Annotated in this window: 14 protein-coding genes; 1 reads left to right on the top strand and 13 read right to left on the bottom strand. The window is 66.5% G+C overall.

What is annotated here, in order from left to right; all coding sequences use genetic code 11:
- Positions 1–52: 52 nt before the first annotated feature.
- Genes NDN16_RS15005 through NDN16_RS14980 form a run of 6 tightly spaced genes read right to left on the bottom strand, consistent with a single transcriptional unit; the run spans position 53 to position 6,116 of the window.
- On the bottom strand, positions 53–853 hold the full coding sequence (locus NDN16_RS15005) for an ABC transporter permease (RefSeq protein WP_251114274.1): 801 nt from the start codon (positions 851–853) through the stop codon (positions 53–55).
- Positions 850–1,713 (bottom strand): ABC transporter permease, encoded by an 864-nt coding sequence (locus tag NDN16_RS15000; RefSeq protein WP_251114273.1) that lies wholly within the window; start codon positions 1,711–1,713, stop codon positions 850–852. The genes NDN16_RS15005 and NDN16_RS15000 overlap by 4 nt, the downstream gene beginning before the upstream one ends.
- A complete protein-coding gene (locus tag NDN16_RS14995) occupies positions 1,713–2,732 on the bottom strand; it encodes an ABC transporter ATP-binding protein (protein WP_251114315.1) in 1,020 nt (339 codons plus the stop codon). The genes NDN16_RS15000 and NDN16_RS14995 overlap by 1 nt, the downstream gene beginning before the upstream one ends.
- The gene (locus tag NDN16_RS14990; protein WP_251114272.1) at positions 2,732–3,814 is read right to left on the bottom strand and encodes an ABC transporter substrate-binding protein; all 1,083 of its coding nucleotides are present in this window, start codon (positions 3,812–3,814) and stop codon (positions 2,732–2,734) included. The genes NDN16_RS14995 and NDN16_RS14990 overlap by 1 nt, the downstream gene beginning before the upstream one ends.
- Positions 3,811–4,881: an agmatinase gene (gene speB, locus NDN16_RS14985; RefSeq protein WP_251114271.1), complete on the bottom strand. Its 1,071-nt coding sequence runs from the start codon at positions 4,879–4,881 to the stop codon at positions 3,811–3,813. Before speB ends, NDN16_RS14990 begins: the two co-directional genes overlap by 4 nt.
- Positions 4,878–6,116, bottom strand: a complete 1,239-nt coding sequence (locus NDN16_RS14980) for an aminotransferase (RefSeq protein ID WP_251114270.1) — start codon at positions 6,114–6,116, stop codon at positions 4,878–4,880. The genes speB and NDN16_RS14980 overlap by 4 nt, the downstream gene beginning before the upstream one ends.
- Before the next feature lie 170 nt (positions 6,117–6,286).
- On the opposite strand from NDN16_RS14980, the gene NDN16_RS14975 reads away from it, so the two are divergent.
- Entirely contained in the window at positions 6,287–7,570 is a 1,284-nt protein-coding gene (locus NDN16_RS14975) for a multidrug effflux MFS transporter (RefSeq protein ID WP_251114269.1), read from the top strand.
- On the opposite strand, the gene yjfF is transcribed toward NDN16_RS14975, so the two are convergent.
- The 7 genes from yjfF to NDN16_RS14940 all read right to left on the bottom strand — a co-directional run bounded on the left by yjfF (position 7,527) and on the right by NDN16_RS14940 (position 15,702).
- Positions 7,527–8,498, bottom strand: coding sequence for a galactofuranose ABC transporter, permease protein YjfF (yjfF, locus tag NDN16_RS14970; protein WP_251114268.1), 972 nt, complete (start codon positions 8,496–8,498; stop codon positions 7,527–7,529). The two genes, NDN16_RS14975 and yjfF, sit on opposite strands and share 44 nt — an antisense overlap.
- Positions 8,495–9,505: an ABC transporter permease gene (locus tag NDN16_RS14965; RefSeq protein ID WP_251114267.1), complete on the bottom strand. Its 1,011-nt coding sequence runs from the start codon at positions 9,503–9,505 to the stop codon at positions 8,495–8,497. Before NDN16_RS14965 ends, yjfF begins: the two co-directional genes overlap by 4 nt.
- Positions 9,502–11,022 (bottom strand): sugar ABC transporter ATP-binding protein, encoded by a 1,521-nt coding sequence (locus tag NDN16_RS14960; protein WP_251114266.1) that lies wholly within the window; start codon positions 11,020–11,022, stop codon positions 9,502–9,504. Before NDN16_RS14960 ends, NDN16_RS14965 begins: the two co-directional genes overlap by 4 nt.
- A complete protein-coding gene (ytfQ, locus tag NDN16_RS14955; RefSeq protein WP_251114265.1) occupies positions 11,022–11,984 on the bottom strand; it encodes a galactofuranose ABC transporter, galactofuranose-binding protein YtfQ in 963 nt (320 codons plus the stop codon). Before ytfQ ends, NDN16_RS14960 begins: the two co-directional genes overlap by 1 nt.
- Positions 11,985–12,072: 88 nt before the next feature.
- Positions 12,073–12,270 carry a hypothetical protein gene (locus NDN16_RS14950; protein WP_251114264.1) on the bottom strand — a complete coding sequence of 66 codons (198 nt, stop codon included), beginning with the start codon at positions 12,268–12,270 and terminating at the stop codon, positions 12,073–12,075.
- Positions 12,271–12,532: 262 nt separating this feature from the next.
- Positions 12,533–13,903, bottom strand: coding sequence for a sigma-54-dependent transcriptional regulator (locus NDN16_RS14945; protein WP_251114263.1), 1,371 nt, complete (start codon positions 13,901–13,903; stop codon positions 12,533–12,535).
- A complete protein-coding gene (locus tag NDN16_RS14940; protein ID WP_251114262.1) occupies positions 13,900–15,702 on the bottom strand; it encodes a sensor histidine kinase in 1,803 nt (600 codons plus the stop codon). The genes NDN16_RS14945 and NDN16_RS14940 overlap by 4 nt, the downstream gene beginning before the upstream one ends.
- Positions 15,703–15,933: the final 231 nt, after the last annotated feature.

Below are 15,933 nucleotides of genomic sequence, written 5' to 3'. Positions count from 1 at the left end.
GTCCCTGTGGTTGCATGAAGCGCGCAAACGGGATCATTTCAAGGCAGGGCGATCAGCCGTCGTTCGACTTCCACGCTCCCAGCAGGCGCGGCAGGTCTCCGAAGCGCGCGATACCGCCGAAGACGGCGACGGCGATCAGGACGAAGAACACCGTCACGCTGGCCATGACCGGCGTGTAGCCATAGCGCAGCGCATTGAAGATCTTGATCGGGATCGTCTCCAGCGTGAAGCCGACGGTCATGTAGGCGACGATGTATTCGTTGAGCGACAGCACGAAGGCGAAGGCGAAGCCCGAAATCAGGTACGGCGCGATCATCGGCAGCACGATGGTGGAGAGGACGGTGCGCTCGTTCGCGCCCATGGAGCGCGACGCCTCCACCATCTCCTTGTCGATCGTCGCAAATCCCAGCGTCAGCGTGACGAGCGGCAGGGAGGTGAAGAAGATCGCATGGCTGATCACCACCGTGAAATGCTGGCCGTAGAAGCCGGCGGTGATCCAGAAGGACAGGGCGCCGAGCGCGGTGATGACGGGCGGCAGGACGAAGGGCGAAACACCCAGCAACTGGACCAGGCGGCCGAGGCGCGTCGTGCGGCGCCACAGCGCGTAGGCGATCGGAAGCGCGATCAGCACGCTCAGCGCCGCGCCCAGCGCCGCAACCGTGACGGAGGCCGTCAGCGCGGCGCGCCAGCCATCGTCGGCGAAGATATCGGCATACCAGCGCAGCGACAGGCCCTGTGGGGGAAAGGTCAGCGACCGCTTCTCGTTCAGCGAGACGCCGGCGATGACCACAAGGGGGGCCGCCATGAAGAGGCCGACGGCGGCGAACAGGAGGCGGTTGGCCAGGCCCTTCATGTCGCCACCCCGCGTCCACGACCGATGGCCGCCGTCAGCGATACGAGGGCGATGCTGGTGATGACGAGAAAGACGGCCATCGCCGCCGCAAAGGGCATGTTGGACTGGTAGATCGCCTGGTCGGTGATGAAGACCGACAATGTCCAGTGTTGCGGCCGGCCAAGCAGTTGCGGCAGCAGGTAGCTGCCCAGCGCGAAGACGAAGATGAGGATGAAGGTGGCGACGATGGCGGGCCGCAGCGCAGGAAGCACGACCGTCAGGAAGGCGCGCATCGGCGTTGCGCCCATGGTCTGCGCCGATTCGGCCAGCGACGGATCGAGGCGCGAAAAGGCCGGGTAGAGAACCAGCACCGCGTAGGGGAAGGCCTGGTACGTCATGCCGAGCAGCACCGCGACGAAGCCGGGCGAGTAGGCCGTGGGCGTATCGGCCAGCCCCAGAAGGACGAACAGGTTCGAGATGCCGGCTGTCCGCGACAGGAGCGTCGACCAGGCGAAGCCGATGATGACTTCGGACAGCGACAGGACGGCCAGCAGCGCCACGAGCCACGGCACCTGCTGCCGGCGCGGCAGGCGTGTCAGCGCCCGCGTGAAGGGGACGCCGATGACGATGCACAAGGCGGCGACGAGGGCGGACAGGCCGAGGGAGAAGGCGAGAATGCGCCCGAAGAACAGGGTGAAGAAGCGCTGGTAATGCTCCAGCGTCAGGCTCGGCTCGTAGAAGCCGCCCTGCGCACGCTCGAACAGCGACACGGAGATCATCGTGGCGAAAGGCACCACGAAGAAGGCGATCAGCATCGCCGCCGGAAAGATCAGCGGCAGGTTGTCGCGCAGCGGGCCGCTGCCAACGGCGCCCGGCCGCATCAGGCGCCCGCCGCGGCGAAGAAGGTAGCGCTGTCCGCCCGGACGCCGAGCGAGATCGTGTCGCCCACCGAGGGGTGAAAGCCGGCGGGCGCAAGCGCCACGACGCGTTGTCCGGCGGCCGTCAGGTGGATTTCCACGCTGGAGCCGATGTCGCGCACGAAGTCCACCGTGGCGGGAACCGGCCCCTGGCCTTCGGCGTGCAGGAGGATGTCCTCCGGCCGGATGGAGGCGGTGCCGGCTGCCCGCTGGCCGACGTCGATGCCCAGCATGCGGGCGCCGCCGGGTCCGCTTTCCACGGAGACGAGGTTTGTCTGCCCGATGAAGTCGGCGACGAAGGGCGTCGCGGGATGGCGATAGACGTCCACCGGCGCGGCCGCCTGCTGCACGCGTCCGGCCTGCATCACCACGATGCGGTCGGCCATGGTCATCGCCTCGCGCTGGTCGTGCGTCACGACGATGGTCGTGATGCCCAGACGTTGCTGGAGCTGCCGAAGCTCCACCTGCATCGCCTCGCGAAGCTTGGCGTCCAGCGCCGAAAGGGGTTCGTCCAGCAGGAACAGGCGCGGCGATACGGCGAGCGCGCGCGCGATGGCGACGCGCTGGCGCTGGCCGCCCGAAAGCTGGGTGATCGCCCGGCCGGCGATGCCCGGCAGCCGGACGAGATCCAGAAGCTCGGTCACGCGCCTGTCCCGGTCGGCCCGGCCGACGCCGCGTATGGCCAGCGGGTAGGCGATGTTGTCGCCCACCGATAGATGCGGAAACAGCGCAAGAGACTGGAACACCATGCCGATGTCGCGCTGGTGGACGGGCAGGCGGGTCATGTCCCGGCCGTCGAAGGCGATGGCGCCCTCGCTCGGCGTTTCCAGCCCGGCGATCATGCGCAGCAGAGTCGTCTTGCCGCAGCCCGATGGGCCGAGCAGGCAGACGAAGCTGCCCGGCTCGACCGTCAGGTCCACGCCGTCGACGGCGGTGACGCCGTCGTAGCGGCGCGTCAGGTTGGTGATGACGAGGCCGCTCATCAGCTTACGATCAGTTCCGTCCACTTCTGGTTCACCCAGTCGGCCTTGTCGACATAGAGCTCGTACCGCGGGACGATCGGGTCGATGGTGGACGATACCGCGTTGAACTCTTCGTCGGTCAGGTCCAGGAGCTCGCGGCGGATGATCGGCGCGGTGCCGATCTGCCGCGCCATGAGCGCCTGTATCTCGGGCGTCGTGGTGAAGTTCATGAATTCATGCGCCTCGTCCACCTTATCCGACGCGCTGGAAATGGCCCAGGAACCGGAATCCGAGATGCCGCCCTCCTTCGGGAAGGTCGAGCGGACCGGAAAGCCTTCCTTGGCGGCAAGGCCGGTGACGTCGTGGTAATATTGTCCCATCGGGATTTCGCCCGATTTCAGCGCCTGCTCGAACTGAGCTTCGTCGCGATACCAGAGCTGCACGTTCGGCTTCAGCTCCGCCAGCTTCTGCATCACCTCCAGCACGCCCTCGTCGGTGGCGAGCTTGTCGGTGCCGCCGAAGAAGGTCGTGGCCGTCACTTCCAGGAGGAAGCTGTTGGAGGCGAGCGCCAGCAGGCCGAGCTTGCCCTCGTTGGACGGATCCCACAGAAAGGCCCAGCTTTCCGGGGCTTCCGGATAGGCATCTGTGTTGGAAACGAGCGTGATGTACCAGGATACGGCGCCCACCGCGGCAACCCGGTCGTCGGGATAGGCGGCGACGAAGGGCGGCAGGATTTCGTCGAAGCGCTCGATCCGGGCGGTATCCACCGGCGTCCAGAGCTCCGTAGCGATGCCCTTGCGCAGGGCCGTCTGCGACATCATCGAGACGTCGGCCGGCGCCATGCCGGCACGCGCCGCCTGCTGCAACTGCACCAGCCAGGCCTCGCCGGTGGGTTCCGCGATGGATTCCACCTCGATACCGGTTGCCTGCGTGAAGGCGGGAAAGACGTGCTCGTCGAAGGAATCCTTGAAGTACCCGCCATAGACGCCGACCTTCAGCGAGCGGTCCTGGGCACGGACGATGGAGGGCATCGACAGGCTGGCAGCCGCCGCGGCGGTGCCCGCCATGAGGCTGCGGCGCGTCAGGGAAAAGGGCTTCGTCATCCGATGGTCTCCTTTTTGGCGGCGAGCGCCGGGGTGAAGGGCATGAGGCTCAGTATTTCGAACAGCATCTGCGCGCCGGCATGGGCCGTATTGGTGGTGGCGTCGTATTGGGGCGCCACTTCGACGACATCGCCGCCGACGAAGTCGAGGCCCGCGAGCCCGCGCAGGATCGCCTGAACCTCGCGCGTGGTCAGGCCGCCGATCTCGGGCGTGCCGGTGCCCGGCGCGAAGGCGGGGTCCAGGCTGTCGATGTCGAAGGACAGATAGACGGGCCCGCTGCCGGCAATGGCCCGCGCCTTCTGCACGATGGCATCGGTGCCGAGCGCCTGGACTTCTTCGGCGTGGATGACGCTCATGCCCGATGCATAGGAGAACTCCCACAGATATTCGGAAGCGCCCCTGATGCCGATCTGGATGGTGCGCGCGGGGTCGAGAACGCCGTCCAGCACAGCCTGCCTGAACGGCCCGCCATGGTGGAAGCGGCAATTGTCGAAGGGGCCGGACGTGTCGCAATGCGCGTCGATATGGATCATGCCTACGGGGCGGTCGCGGCCGATGGCGCGCAGGATCGGCAGCGAGATCGAATGGTCTCCGCCGACCGACAACGGGATGACGCCCGCGGCGACGATCTTGCCGATGGTCGCCTCTATATCCTCATGCGACCCCGCAAGGTCGAAACGCGAGCGGAAGGGAACGTCGCCGATATCCGCAACCGCCAGCTCGCGCGCCGGCATGGTGCGCAGCACGTGGTTGTAAGGGCCGACGCGCTCGATCGCGCGCAGGGCGCGCGGCCCGAAGCGGCAACCGTTGCGGTTGGTGATGCCCAGATCCATCGGAACGCCGATCATCGCGACGTCGAGGCCGGACAGGTCCGGACTGGCCCAGTCGACCGGCCGGAAGGGCACGTCCAGCAAGGTCGGCATGCCGGCATAGGGCGCCTGGCGGGTACCGCCGGCGTCGATCACCTGCCGCGCCATCGCCGCGAAATGCGGATCGTGGATGACGCTTTCATTGTCGCCGCCGAAACGCTTCCGCAGATCGTCGAGCCTCGGGTCGTTCGCGCTCATGCCGCGCCCTCCAGTGTCCCATCCATGCCATGCGCCGCCAGGCGCGCCGCGAAAGCGGCAATTCCGGCATCGCCGACATTGGCGAATGCAATGCGCAGATAGCCCTCCTGGCCGGGGCCGAAATAGCTTCCGGGCAAGGTCAGGAGGCCGAGCCTTTGCGCCAGGAACCGCGAGACCGAGCGTGCGTCCCGGCCGCTATAGGGGTGGCGCACATAGGCGAAATAGGCGCCGGCCTGCACGACGTCCCAGCCTTTGGCCGGCTCCATGGCGCTGCGGAACGTGCCGGCCCTTTCGCGGATCTCGCGCGATTTGCCGCCGCGCCATTCGGCCGTGCCCGCGATGCTGGGCGCAAGGGCCGCCTGGCTGGGGCGCGACGGGCAGATCTGCATGCAGTCCAGCACCTTTTCGGCCTGTGTCAGAACGTCGGGCCCCGCGCTCATGGCCCCGAGACGGTGGCCGGGGATGGCATAGGATTTCGAGAAGGAATAGAGGGCGATCAGCGTGTCCCGCCAGTCCGCCCTTCCGAACAAGCCGTGCGGCGCGCCGCCTTCCGGTTTCAGGAAATCGCGGTAGGTCTCGTCGAGGATCAGGTACAGGCCGCGCCTGCGGCATAGCTCGAACAGCGCCTCGATGCGCTCGGGCGGGCAGACCGCCCCGGTCGGATTGTTCGGCGTGACGAGGACGAGCGCCCGGCTTGCGGGCAGGATCGCGGCCTCGACGGCCTCGACCGTGGGGATGAATCCATCCTCGGGCCGCGTTTCGACGGGGGTGGGCGAAATGCCGAGCATGGCCAGCGTCATCTGGTGATTGAAGTACCAGGGCGTCGGCAACAGGATGGAGTCGCCCGCGCCGGCTACCACCATGGCAGCGGTGAAGAAGGCCTGGTTGCAACCCGCCGTGATGGCGGTGGACGCGGCGTCCATGCCGGCGCCATAGAGTGAAGCGACATGCTCCGCATAGGCCGTGCGCAAGGTCGCGTTGCCGAGGATGGCCCCGTAGCGCGCGTCGTCCGGGCGGCTCGCCGCCTCCAGGAAGCGCTCCGTGAAAAATGCCGCCGGCGCATATCCGGGCACGGCCTGGCTCATGTCCACGGCAGGTCCATGGCTTCCGTCGTAGGCGGCAAGCCAGCCCTGCGCCTTTGGGATCGGCGGAGCGGTAACCCGCGCCACGGTCGGCGAGGGCGTCGACTGCCCCTCGGCGGACAGACCATCCCGTGGATATGCCTGCGACTTCATCAGAGTGTCCCTATGCTTTCTAGTTGCGCACATATACTGGCGCACGACTGCTGAAAAGGGGATAAGCGGTCCTTGGTCAATTCCTGCGGGCTGGCCTTATGCCTGACTTACGATTACAAGGGCGCAGGTCCGCGCCATTCCGCGCCGGCCGCAAAAGGTAATCGAACCTCATGATAAGTTCACAGGAAACAGCCGACAGGCTGCCCCCTGCGTCGCCGCATGCCGGCATGGGTTTTCGCGAATTCGTCGCCATCGTCGCCTCGCTTATGGCGGTCAACGCCCTTGCCATCGACGCCATGCTGCCGGCGCTGCCGCAGATCGGGGATGCGCTGTCCATCGCCGACGACAACCAGCGCCAGCTCATCATCACCGCCTACCTTCTCGGTTTCGGGGTGGCGCAATTGTTCTACGGGCCGTTGTCCGACCGGTTCGGCCGGCGCGGCGTGCTGCTGTTCGGCCTTGCGGTCTACACGATCGGCGGCTGCGCCGCGGCGATGGCGACCTCGCTGGACCAGATGATGGCGGCGCGGATCGTGCAGGGGATCGGCTCCGCCGCAACGCGTGTTCTCGCCGTCTCCATCGTGCGCGACTGCTATTCGGGCCGGCACATGGCGCGCGTGATGTCGATCGCCTTCATCATGTTCATCGCCGTACCCGTCATCGCGCCCAGTTTCGGGCAGGCCATCGTCGTCTTTGCGCCGTGGGAGTGGATATTCCTGGCACTCGGCCTGTTCGGCTTCCTGCTGGCCGGCTGGGTCTGGCTGCGCCTGCCCGAGACGCTGCCGGCGGAGAACCGTTCGCCGATCGTCCTTTCGGCCGTCCTGGGCGCATTCCGCATCGTCGCGACCAACCGCGCCTGCCTCGGCTATACGCTTGCGGCGGCGGCCGTGCTGGGCTGCCTGTTCGGCTTCATCAATTCGGCGCAGCAGATTTTCGTCGAGGTGTTCGACACCGGGTCCTCCTTCCCGCTGTTCTTCGCCGGGATCGCGCTGTTCATGGCGGCGTCGTCCTTCACCAATTCGCGGATCGTCGAGCGGCTCGGCATGCGCATGGTGTCGCATACGGCCATCGTCGCCTTCACGGCCATCGCATGCCTGCACGCGGCCATCGCCCTGTCGGGTCACGAGTCGCTCGTCTCCTTCCTGCTGCTGCAATCGCTGATGATGTTCTGCTTCGGCCTCGTCATGCCGAATTTCAGCGCCATGGCGATGGACCCCGTGGGCATGGTGGCCGGTACGGCGGCCTCTTTCCAGGGCTTCGTCACCACGGTCGGCGGCGCGCTTCTGGGCTTCTATATCGGGCAGCACTACGACGGCACGGCGACGCCGGTCGTGGTCGGCTATGCCGTGCTGGGCTTCGTGGCCATCCTGATCGTGCTGGCGACCGAGCGCGGTCGCCTGTTCAAGGCGGTCAACCCGCCACAGCCGTCCGCGCCTCGCTCCGCCAGAGGATGACGCGCTGGAGGACGATGAAGGCGAAGAGCAGGAAGCCGATCGCGATCTTCGTCCACCACGAGGACAGGGTTCCGTCGAAGACGATATACGTCTGGATGAGGCCCTGGATCAGCAGCCCGACGAAGGTGCCGGCCACGAGGCCGGTGCCGCCGGTGAGGAGCGTGCCGCCGATCACCACCGCGGCGATCGCGTCCAGCTCCACGCCGACCGTCGCCAGCGAATAGCCGGCCGAAGTATAAAGCGTGTAGACGATGCCCGACAGGCCGGCCAGGAAACCGGAGAGCGCATAGATCAGGATGGTCGTGCGGGCGACGGGCACGCCCATGAGCTCCGCCGACTGGGCGTTGCCGCCCAGCGCGTAGACATTGGCCCCGAAGCGGGTGCGTTGCGCCAGGATGCCGCCCACCACGAAGACGGCAAGCATCGCAAGGGCGATGGCGGTCAGCCGGCCGCCGCCGGGCAGCCGGATGTAGAAGCTCGAAATGGCCGACAGGACCGGGTCCGACAGCGGCACGGAATCCGTCGAGATCAGGAAGGCGGCGCCGCGGGCCAGGAACATGCCGGCCAGCGTGACGACGAAGGGCGGCATGGCAAGAAAGTGGATGGCCGCCCCCATCACCGCGCCGAAGGCCGCCGTGATGACGAGAAGCAGCGGAAGCGCCACGAACGGGCTGAGGCCCGCGGATATGGTGACGGCCAGGAAGACGCTGGTGAAGGCGATGACCGAGCCGATCGACAGGTCTATGCCGCCCGACAGGATCACGAAGGTCATGCCGACGGCCGCAATGCCGAGGAAGGCATTGTCGGTCAGAAGATTGGCGATGACGCGGCTGGACAGCATGTTCGGATACTGGACGACGCAGAGCGCATAGGCCGCGAAGAAGACGGCAAGGGTGGCCAGGAACGGCAGGGTGCGCGCGGGGATCATCGTGTGGCGGCCCTTTCCGGCCGGGGGTCGCGGCGTCGTGGCCGCAGGAAGGTCCCGGCCATCGCTAGCGCCGGCGACTGCACCGCAAGGATGACGATGATGATGCCGGCCTTGATGATGAGGTTGAATTCGGGCGGATAGCCCGCCATCAGAATGCCGGTGTTGATGGATTGGATGATGAGCGCGCCGATCAGCGACGCGACGATGGAAAAGCGGCCGCCCAGAAGCGAGTTGCCGCCGATCACCACCGCCAGGATGGCGTCCAGTTCGAGCCAGAGGCCGGCATTGTTGGCGTCGGCCCCGCGGATGTCGGCCGCGACGATGATGCCGGCGATCGCCGCGGTGAGCCCGGACAGGGCGTAGACGGCAATCAGCAGGAACCGCGTCCGGACGCCGGCCAGCGTGCTGGCGGTCCGGTTGATGCCGACCGATTCCAGCAGCAGGCCCAATGCCGTGCGCCGCACCGTCAGTCCGACGACGAGGGCCACGAGCACGAGGGCCAGGATGGGAACGGGAATGCCGAATACGGCGCCCGAGCCCAGATAGGCAAGGCCGGGATCGTTGAAGGTCAGGATGGCGCCCTCGGTGATCAACTGCGCGATCCCGCGTCCAGCGACCATCAGGATGAGCGTCGCGACGATCGGCTGGATTCGAAGGACGGCGACCAAAAGCCCGTTCCAGATGCCGCAGGCAAGGCCGACTGCCAGCGTCGCCCCCAGCGCGGCGGGCAGTGGCGTGCCGGAAAGCGTCAGGGATACTGCGGTCGCGCCGCTGATGGCCATCACGGCGCCGACCGAAAGATCGATACCCTTGCTGGCGATGACCAGTGTCATGCCGACGGCAAGGAGGCCGACGGGCGCGCCGCGGACCATGATATCGACGAGGCTGCCGTAGAAGCGTCCGTTCTGGAAGCTGATGTCCAGGAAGCCCGGCGACAGAAGGCTGTTGACCGCCAGGATGATGGCAAGGGCGGCAAGCTGCGGCATCAGCCGCTTCAGGCGGGTCATGCCGTGCCTCCGTCACCATGTCCATGCGCTGCGATGGACGCCATGATCGCCGCCGGCGAAATGTCTTTTCCGGTCAGTTCCGCGACGTGGCGGCGGTCGGCCAGCACCACCACGCGCGAGGCATAGGCGACGAGCTCTTCCAGCTCCGACGAGATGACCACAAGCGCCATGCCGTCGTCGCGCAGCCTGTCGATGAGGCGGATGATCTCCGCATGTGCACCCACATCGATGCCGCGCGTGGGTTCGTCCAGGATCAGAAGGCGCGGTTCGGTTGCCAGCCAGCGCGCCAGCAGCGCCTTCTGCTGGTTGCCGCCGGACAGGAACTTGATGGGCATCTCCGGGTCGGCCGGACGGATGTCGAGCGCCTCGATGAAGCGGTCGGCAAGTTCGGCCTGTTCGCTCCGCCGCAGGGCCCGCGCCCAGCCGCGCCGCGCCTGCAGGGCCAGCACGATGTTTTCCCGCACCGACAGGTCGGCGACGATGCCGTCCGTCTTGCGCTCTTCCGGACAGAAGCCGAAGCCGGCGGCGACGGCCCGCTCGGGCGATCCGATGGATAGCTCGCGCCCGTCGACGAAGGCGGTCCCGCTGTCGCGGCGGTCGGCGCCGAACAGCAGCCGCGCCGTTTCGGTGCGTCCGGATCCGAGCAGGCCGGCGACGCCCACCACCTCGCCGGGGCCGATGGCAAGGTCGAAGGGTGCGATGCCGCCCTTGCGCCCGTAATTCTCGAAGCGGAAGGCCGGATCGCCTGCGGTGGCGATGCGCGGCGCGGCGCGGTCCGCCGTTTCGCTTTCCAGCTCGCGCCCCAGCATCAGGGCGATCAAGTCCATGCGTTCCAGCCCCCGTATGGGGCGGCTGCCGGCCAGCTTGCCGTTGCGCAGCACCGTGACCCTGTCGGCGATGGCGAAGACCTGGTCGAGGAAATGGGTGATGATGACGATTCCCAGCCCTTCGTCCCGCAGGGCGCGGATGACACCGAACACCAGGCCCACTTCGCCGGGGTCGAGGCTGGCGGTGGGCTCGTCCAGTACCAGCACCTTTCCCGAAAGGTCGACGGCCCGGGCGATGGCGACGATCTGGCGGATGGCGACCGAATAGGTGTCGAGCGTCTGCGTCACGTCGACGGAAAGGCCGTACCGCATCATCAGCCTGCGCGCGTCGGCGTTCATGCGCCGATAGTCGACCAGGCCGAAGCGGCGCGGTTGCCGCCCCAGATACAGGTTTTCGGCCACGGTCAGGTTGGGCAGAAGGTTGACCTCCTGGTACACGGTGCCGATGCCGAGCGTCTGCGCCTCGCCGACGGTGCGCGGATCCGCCTCCGTGCCGGCCACCCGGATCGTGCCGCCGTCCCGCCGGTAGGCGCCGGTGAGGATCTTGATGAGGGTGGACTTGCCGGCGCCGTTTTCCCCCAGCAAGGCATGCACCTCGCCGCGCGCCAGCGTGAAGTCGACATGGTCGAGGGCGCGGACACCGAAAAAGGATTTTTCGATGCCGCGCGCCTCGAGGATGGGCGCGTCCATCAGTAGCCGAGGTTTTTCTTGGCCTCATAGACCGCCATCGGGTCGTCCTGCGCCGTGTAGAGCTTCGATTCCGTCTGGATCCACTTCGGCGGCGCCGTGCCGTTGTCCAGATAGGCCGAAATCGCGTCGAAGGCCGGGCCCGCCATATTGGGCGTCAGCTCTACCGTCGCGTTCGCCTCGCCATCGGCCATGGCGCGGAAGATGTCCGGCACCGCGTCGATCGACACGACCTTGATGTCCGTTCCGGGCTTCAGCCCTGCTTCCTTGATGGCCTGGATGGCGCCGACGACCATGTCGTCATTGTGGGCGTAGACCGCGCAGATTTCCTTGCCGCCGCCTTCGGCCTTGATGAAGCTCTCCATCACTTCCTTGCCCTTGGCTCTCGTGAAGTCGCCGGTCTGGCTGCGGACGATCCGGATATTGTCGTGGCCGGCGAGCGCTTCCTCGAAGCCCTTCTTGCGGTTGATGGCCGGCGACGAGCCCGTCGTTCCCTGCAACTCCACGACCTTGCAGTCCGCGTCGCCGACATCCTTCACCAGCCATTCGCCGGCGACCTTTCCCTCATAGACCTGGTCGGACGTGACGGCCGTCAGATAGAGGTCGTCCGGCGCATCGATCTGGCGATCCAGCAGCACGACGGGAATCTCCGCCTCCTTGGCTTCCTCGAGAACCTGATCCCAGCCGGTCGCGACGACGGGCGCGATCAGGATGGCGTCGACCCCCTGTGCGATGAAGCCGCGCACCGCCTTGATCTGGTTTTCCTGCTTCTGCTGCGCATCCGCGAATTTCAGGTCTATACCGCGCTTTTCGGCTTCCTGACGGGTCACCGTCGTCTCCGCCGCGCGCCATCCGGACTCCGACCCGATCTGCGAGAAGCCGACCGTCAGGGCCGACGCGGAAACAGTCCCGGCCAGAAGGGCGGCGACAAGCGCGGCCCCGGCTGCGAGCGTTTTCCCGTTCATGTGACTTCCTCCCGATTGTGACCCACGTCACGGGGCCATCACAATCAAGAGTACATAAAGTATGACTTATGGCAAGCGGGGGTTGCGGTCAGTTCAGGGGAGCGCCGGAATCCATATACGCCCATGCGTTGTCGTCCATTCGATCCGCAATTGCCCGCCCTGCAATGAAGAGCGCGGCATCGAGCGCCGGCAGAAGCTGATCGAGGTTCTCGTCCACTGCAAGCTCGCGGGATCGAAGCAGCATTTCGGTCAATAGGTCGATGTTGGCGTCTTCGAGTTCCGTCATGACAAATCCTTTCCTGTTCGGCTGGCGGCAACCGCCATTCCTGATGAAAATGTCTGTAAGCGCTAAGAGTTGCATATCATTTATCGATTTAACGACCAAAAAATAGCAACCTTAGGTTGTAAAATATCGTCAAAAATATAAATAAATAACACAACCCATTGATATACCTATAACATTATGATCATCACGATTGCGTGTCACAGGACTCAGTGTACATCAAAAGGAGTGCGGCGGCGCGTGCTGACCCTTGCTGAACGGTCGATCAGTCCTCGTCCGCCGCCGAGCCGAAGTCGCGGCGTGCGATACCATGGCGCTGCAGCTTGTCGTAAAAGGTCTTGCGCGGGATGCCGAGCGCCTCGATGGTCGCACGTGCGTCTCCGCCGTTGTCGCGCAATGCCTTTCGGATCGCCTCGGCCTCGAATGCGGCGACCCTGTCCGGAAGGGGCAGGGCGCTGCCGGAGGCAGGCGGGCCGGTGCCGGACGCAACGGCGTCCAGGTCGCCCAGCCCCAGGACGGTGCGTTCGGCGAAGTGCGAAAGCTCCCGGACGTTGCCCGGCCAGCGATGGGCGCGCAGCCGGTCGTGAACGGCCCTTGTCAGGGCCGGCGTCTCGCGGCCGAAACGGCGGGCGGCAGATTGGAGAAAATGCGCGAACAACAGGGGTACGTCGTCCATGCGCTCACGCAACGGGGGTATGCGCAAGGTAACGACATTCAGTCGATAATAGAGATCCTCGCGAAAATCCCCACGCTCGGCGGGATTGCCGAGATCGACCTTGGAAGCCGCGACGACCCGTATGTTGACGGGCCTGCTCTCGTTCGTGCCGAGAGGGTCGATGCGGCGTGTTTCCAGTACCCTCAGCAACTTCACCTGGAGGGACGGCGGCATGGATTCGATCTCGTCGAGAAAGAGGGTACCACCCGCGGAATGCTCGATACGCCCGACGCGCCTTTTCTGGGCGCCGGTGAAGGCGCCCGCCTCATGGCCGAACAGTTCGCTTTCGATCACCGTCTCCGGCAGGGCACCGCAGTTCAGGGCCACGAAGGGCTTCGGCGCGCGGGCGCTCCATCGATGGATGAGGTTGGCGACCACGTCCTTCCCGGAGCCTGTTTCCCCCTCGATGAGAACGTCGACCTCGGTCTCGGCAAGCTGACGCAGAGTGCGACGCAGGCTGCGCATCTGCGGCGTCTGCCCGATGAGGGGCAGGTCTTCGTGCACTTCGGCTGCCATTGTGCGCAGGCGCCGGTTCTCCGTCACGAGAATGCGCTTCTCGGCGGCCCGCGCGATACTGGCAAGGAGCCTGTCGCGCGGGAAAGGTTTGGGGATGAAGTCGTAGACGCCTCGCCTGAGCGCCGACACGGCCATGTCGACATCCCCGTGACCGGTTATGAGGATGACGGGCAGGTCCGGGTCGATTGCGTGGATGGCCTCGAAGAGCTGCAGCCCGTCCATTCCCGGCATGCGGATGTCGGAAACGACGACGCCGTCGAAACCGCTTTCCAGGTGCGCCATCGCCTGCATGGCAGACGCGGCCAGAACAGGCTCGAAACCGGCAAGCTCCAGCGTCTGGGCATTGGCGGCGCGCATCGCGTCGTCATCGTCCACGAACAGGACGCGGCTGTTGGATGGGGTCATTCTGCAGCCCTTGGAAGCGTGATCGTCATGCAGGCGCCGCCCGATGACGCGTTGCCGGCACTTATGCCGCCACCGAGATCGCGAAGGATGTCGGCAGTAATGACGAGGCCGAGGCCGAGGCCGTTCTGGCGTGTGGTCGAGAACGGCGTGAACAGGCGCTCCACCATGTCCGGGGACAGTCCCGGGCCCGTATCCTCGATCGCGACGCGGACGCTGTCCTCGGAAACGCTCGTCCGGATCGCGATCGTGCCGTCTTCGTCCATCGCGTCCAAGGCGTTGCGGAGAAGGTTGACGAAGACCTGCTCCAGCCGGGTCTTGTTGCCGTCCACCAGCGCCGGCACGGAAGGCGTCTGCCGTTCCAGACGGACGCCCTGCCGGTTCATCCGGCTGCGCAACATCATGACGGCGCCGTCGATCGGCTCGGCGACATCCATCACCTGGCGCACGCCCGTCTGTCGCCGTGCGAAATTGCGCAACGTCCCGGTGATGTCCCCGATCCGGTCGGCAAGGCCGGTGATGGTGTAAAGGTTTGCGCGGGTGCGGGCGGTGTCACCCCGGTCGAGAAGCGTTCCGGAATTTTCGGCAAAGGTGCGGATGGCGGCGAGCGGCTGGTTGATCTCATGCGCCACGCCCGCCGTGATCTGCCCCAGCGACGCCAGACGGTTGGCTTGCGCAAGGTCGTCGCGCAGGCGCAACACGCGCGCCTCCACGGCCTCGCGCTCGGCGATCTCCGTCTCCAGCCGGAGGTTGGCGGCGGACAATTCCGCCGTGCGCTCGGTCACGCGCCGCTCGAGCACGGCGGCGGTGCGCGCCATGTCGGCGCGCCGCTCGGCCGCCCAGCGGCGCCTGCGGTGCAGGAAAAGCAGCGTTCCGAATGCCAGGGCCAGCGCCAGCGCCGTTATGCCGCGCCAGTACAGCTGCGACTGTGCGAGTGCCGCCGCGGCCGGAACCAGAACATGGATGCGCCACCCGGCCGGGCTGCCCTGCAGCGGCAGGGTGGCCTCCACATGCGCCTCCATGCCGCCGCCCGCGTCGACGGTGACGAGGCCGTCATCCGCCGTTCCGGCCATGCCCGTCATGTCGAGGGGCTGCAGGCCCGCATCGGAGAACTGGATGCTGTGCCTGATGGCCTCGGCTTCCTCCGGCGTCAGTGGGCGAAGCGCCCTGAACCGCCAGTCCGGAACGCTGGTGGCGAGCACGATGCCCCGCCCATCGTCCACGAAGGTGGGTCGGCCGCTGGCTGCCCAGGCCTGCTCGACGCTATCCAGTTCGACCTTGACCACGACCACGCCCAGGGCGCGTCCGTCCGCGCCGTCCACGCGCCGAGAAAGGTAGAGGCCGGGCCGGCGGCTGACGGTGCCGAGGCCATATTGCTCTCCGGCACCCTGGCTCAGGGCACGCTGGAAATAATCCCGGAAGGCATAGTTGTTGCCGACGAAGCTGTCCGCCTGGGCATGATTGCTGGCGGCGACCGTATCGCCCGCATCGTCGATCAGGTAGATGACGCTGGCGCCCGTCTCTTCGGCCAGTTGCGCCAGGCGTTCGTTAGTCCGCCCGAGCGCGTCGGCATCCGGAACGGCCAGCACTTCCGAGATATCGCTGTCGCGCGACAGGATCAGCGGCACGCTGCGCTGTCTGCCGATCTCGCTGGCCAGCACGGCGCGCGCCAGAGGCGCGGCACGTGCGGCCTCCTCTGAAAGGTCGGACAGGCGGTGCTGCCGCGCCAGCGGCCCGGCTGCGCCGATACAGGCGAGCGCCGCCAGGCACGTCAACGCCAGCCAGATCGCACCCGGTTTCATAACCCACTTCATATGTGCGGTTTACCGCACATGAGCTGTGACAAGCGAGCGAAATTTCGCACAACGCCGATTGCGACGGCGGGCTCCCCATGCCGCTACCCCTGCAATTCCGGCATGGGAGGCTTGCGCATGGCGAATGGCACGCGGCTTGCGAAGAAGTGGGACAAGGTCCGCGCGAAGCGCTCCGGGCCGGGAGAACTTGGGGCGCCCCGGCGCCTCGTCCACCGTTAC

The organism is Aureimonas altamirensis (assembly GCF_023702225.1).
Lineage (GTDB): Bacteria > Pseudomonadota > Alphaproteobacteria > Rhizobiales > Rhizobiaceae > Aureimonas > Aureimonas altamirensis_B.
The sequence above is the reverse complement of the archived record's forward strand: the minus strand, read 5'-3'. Positions and strand labels throughout refer to the sequence as shown.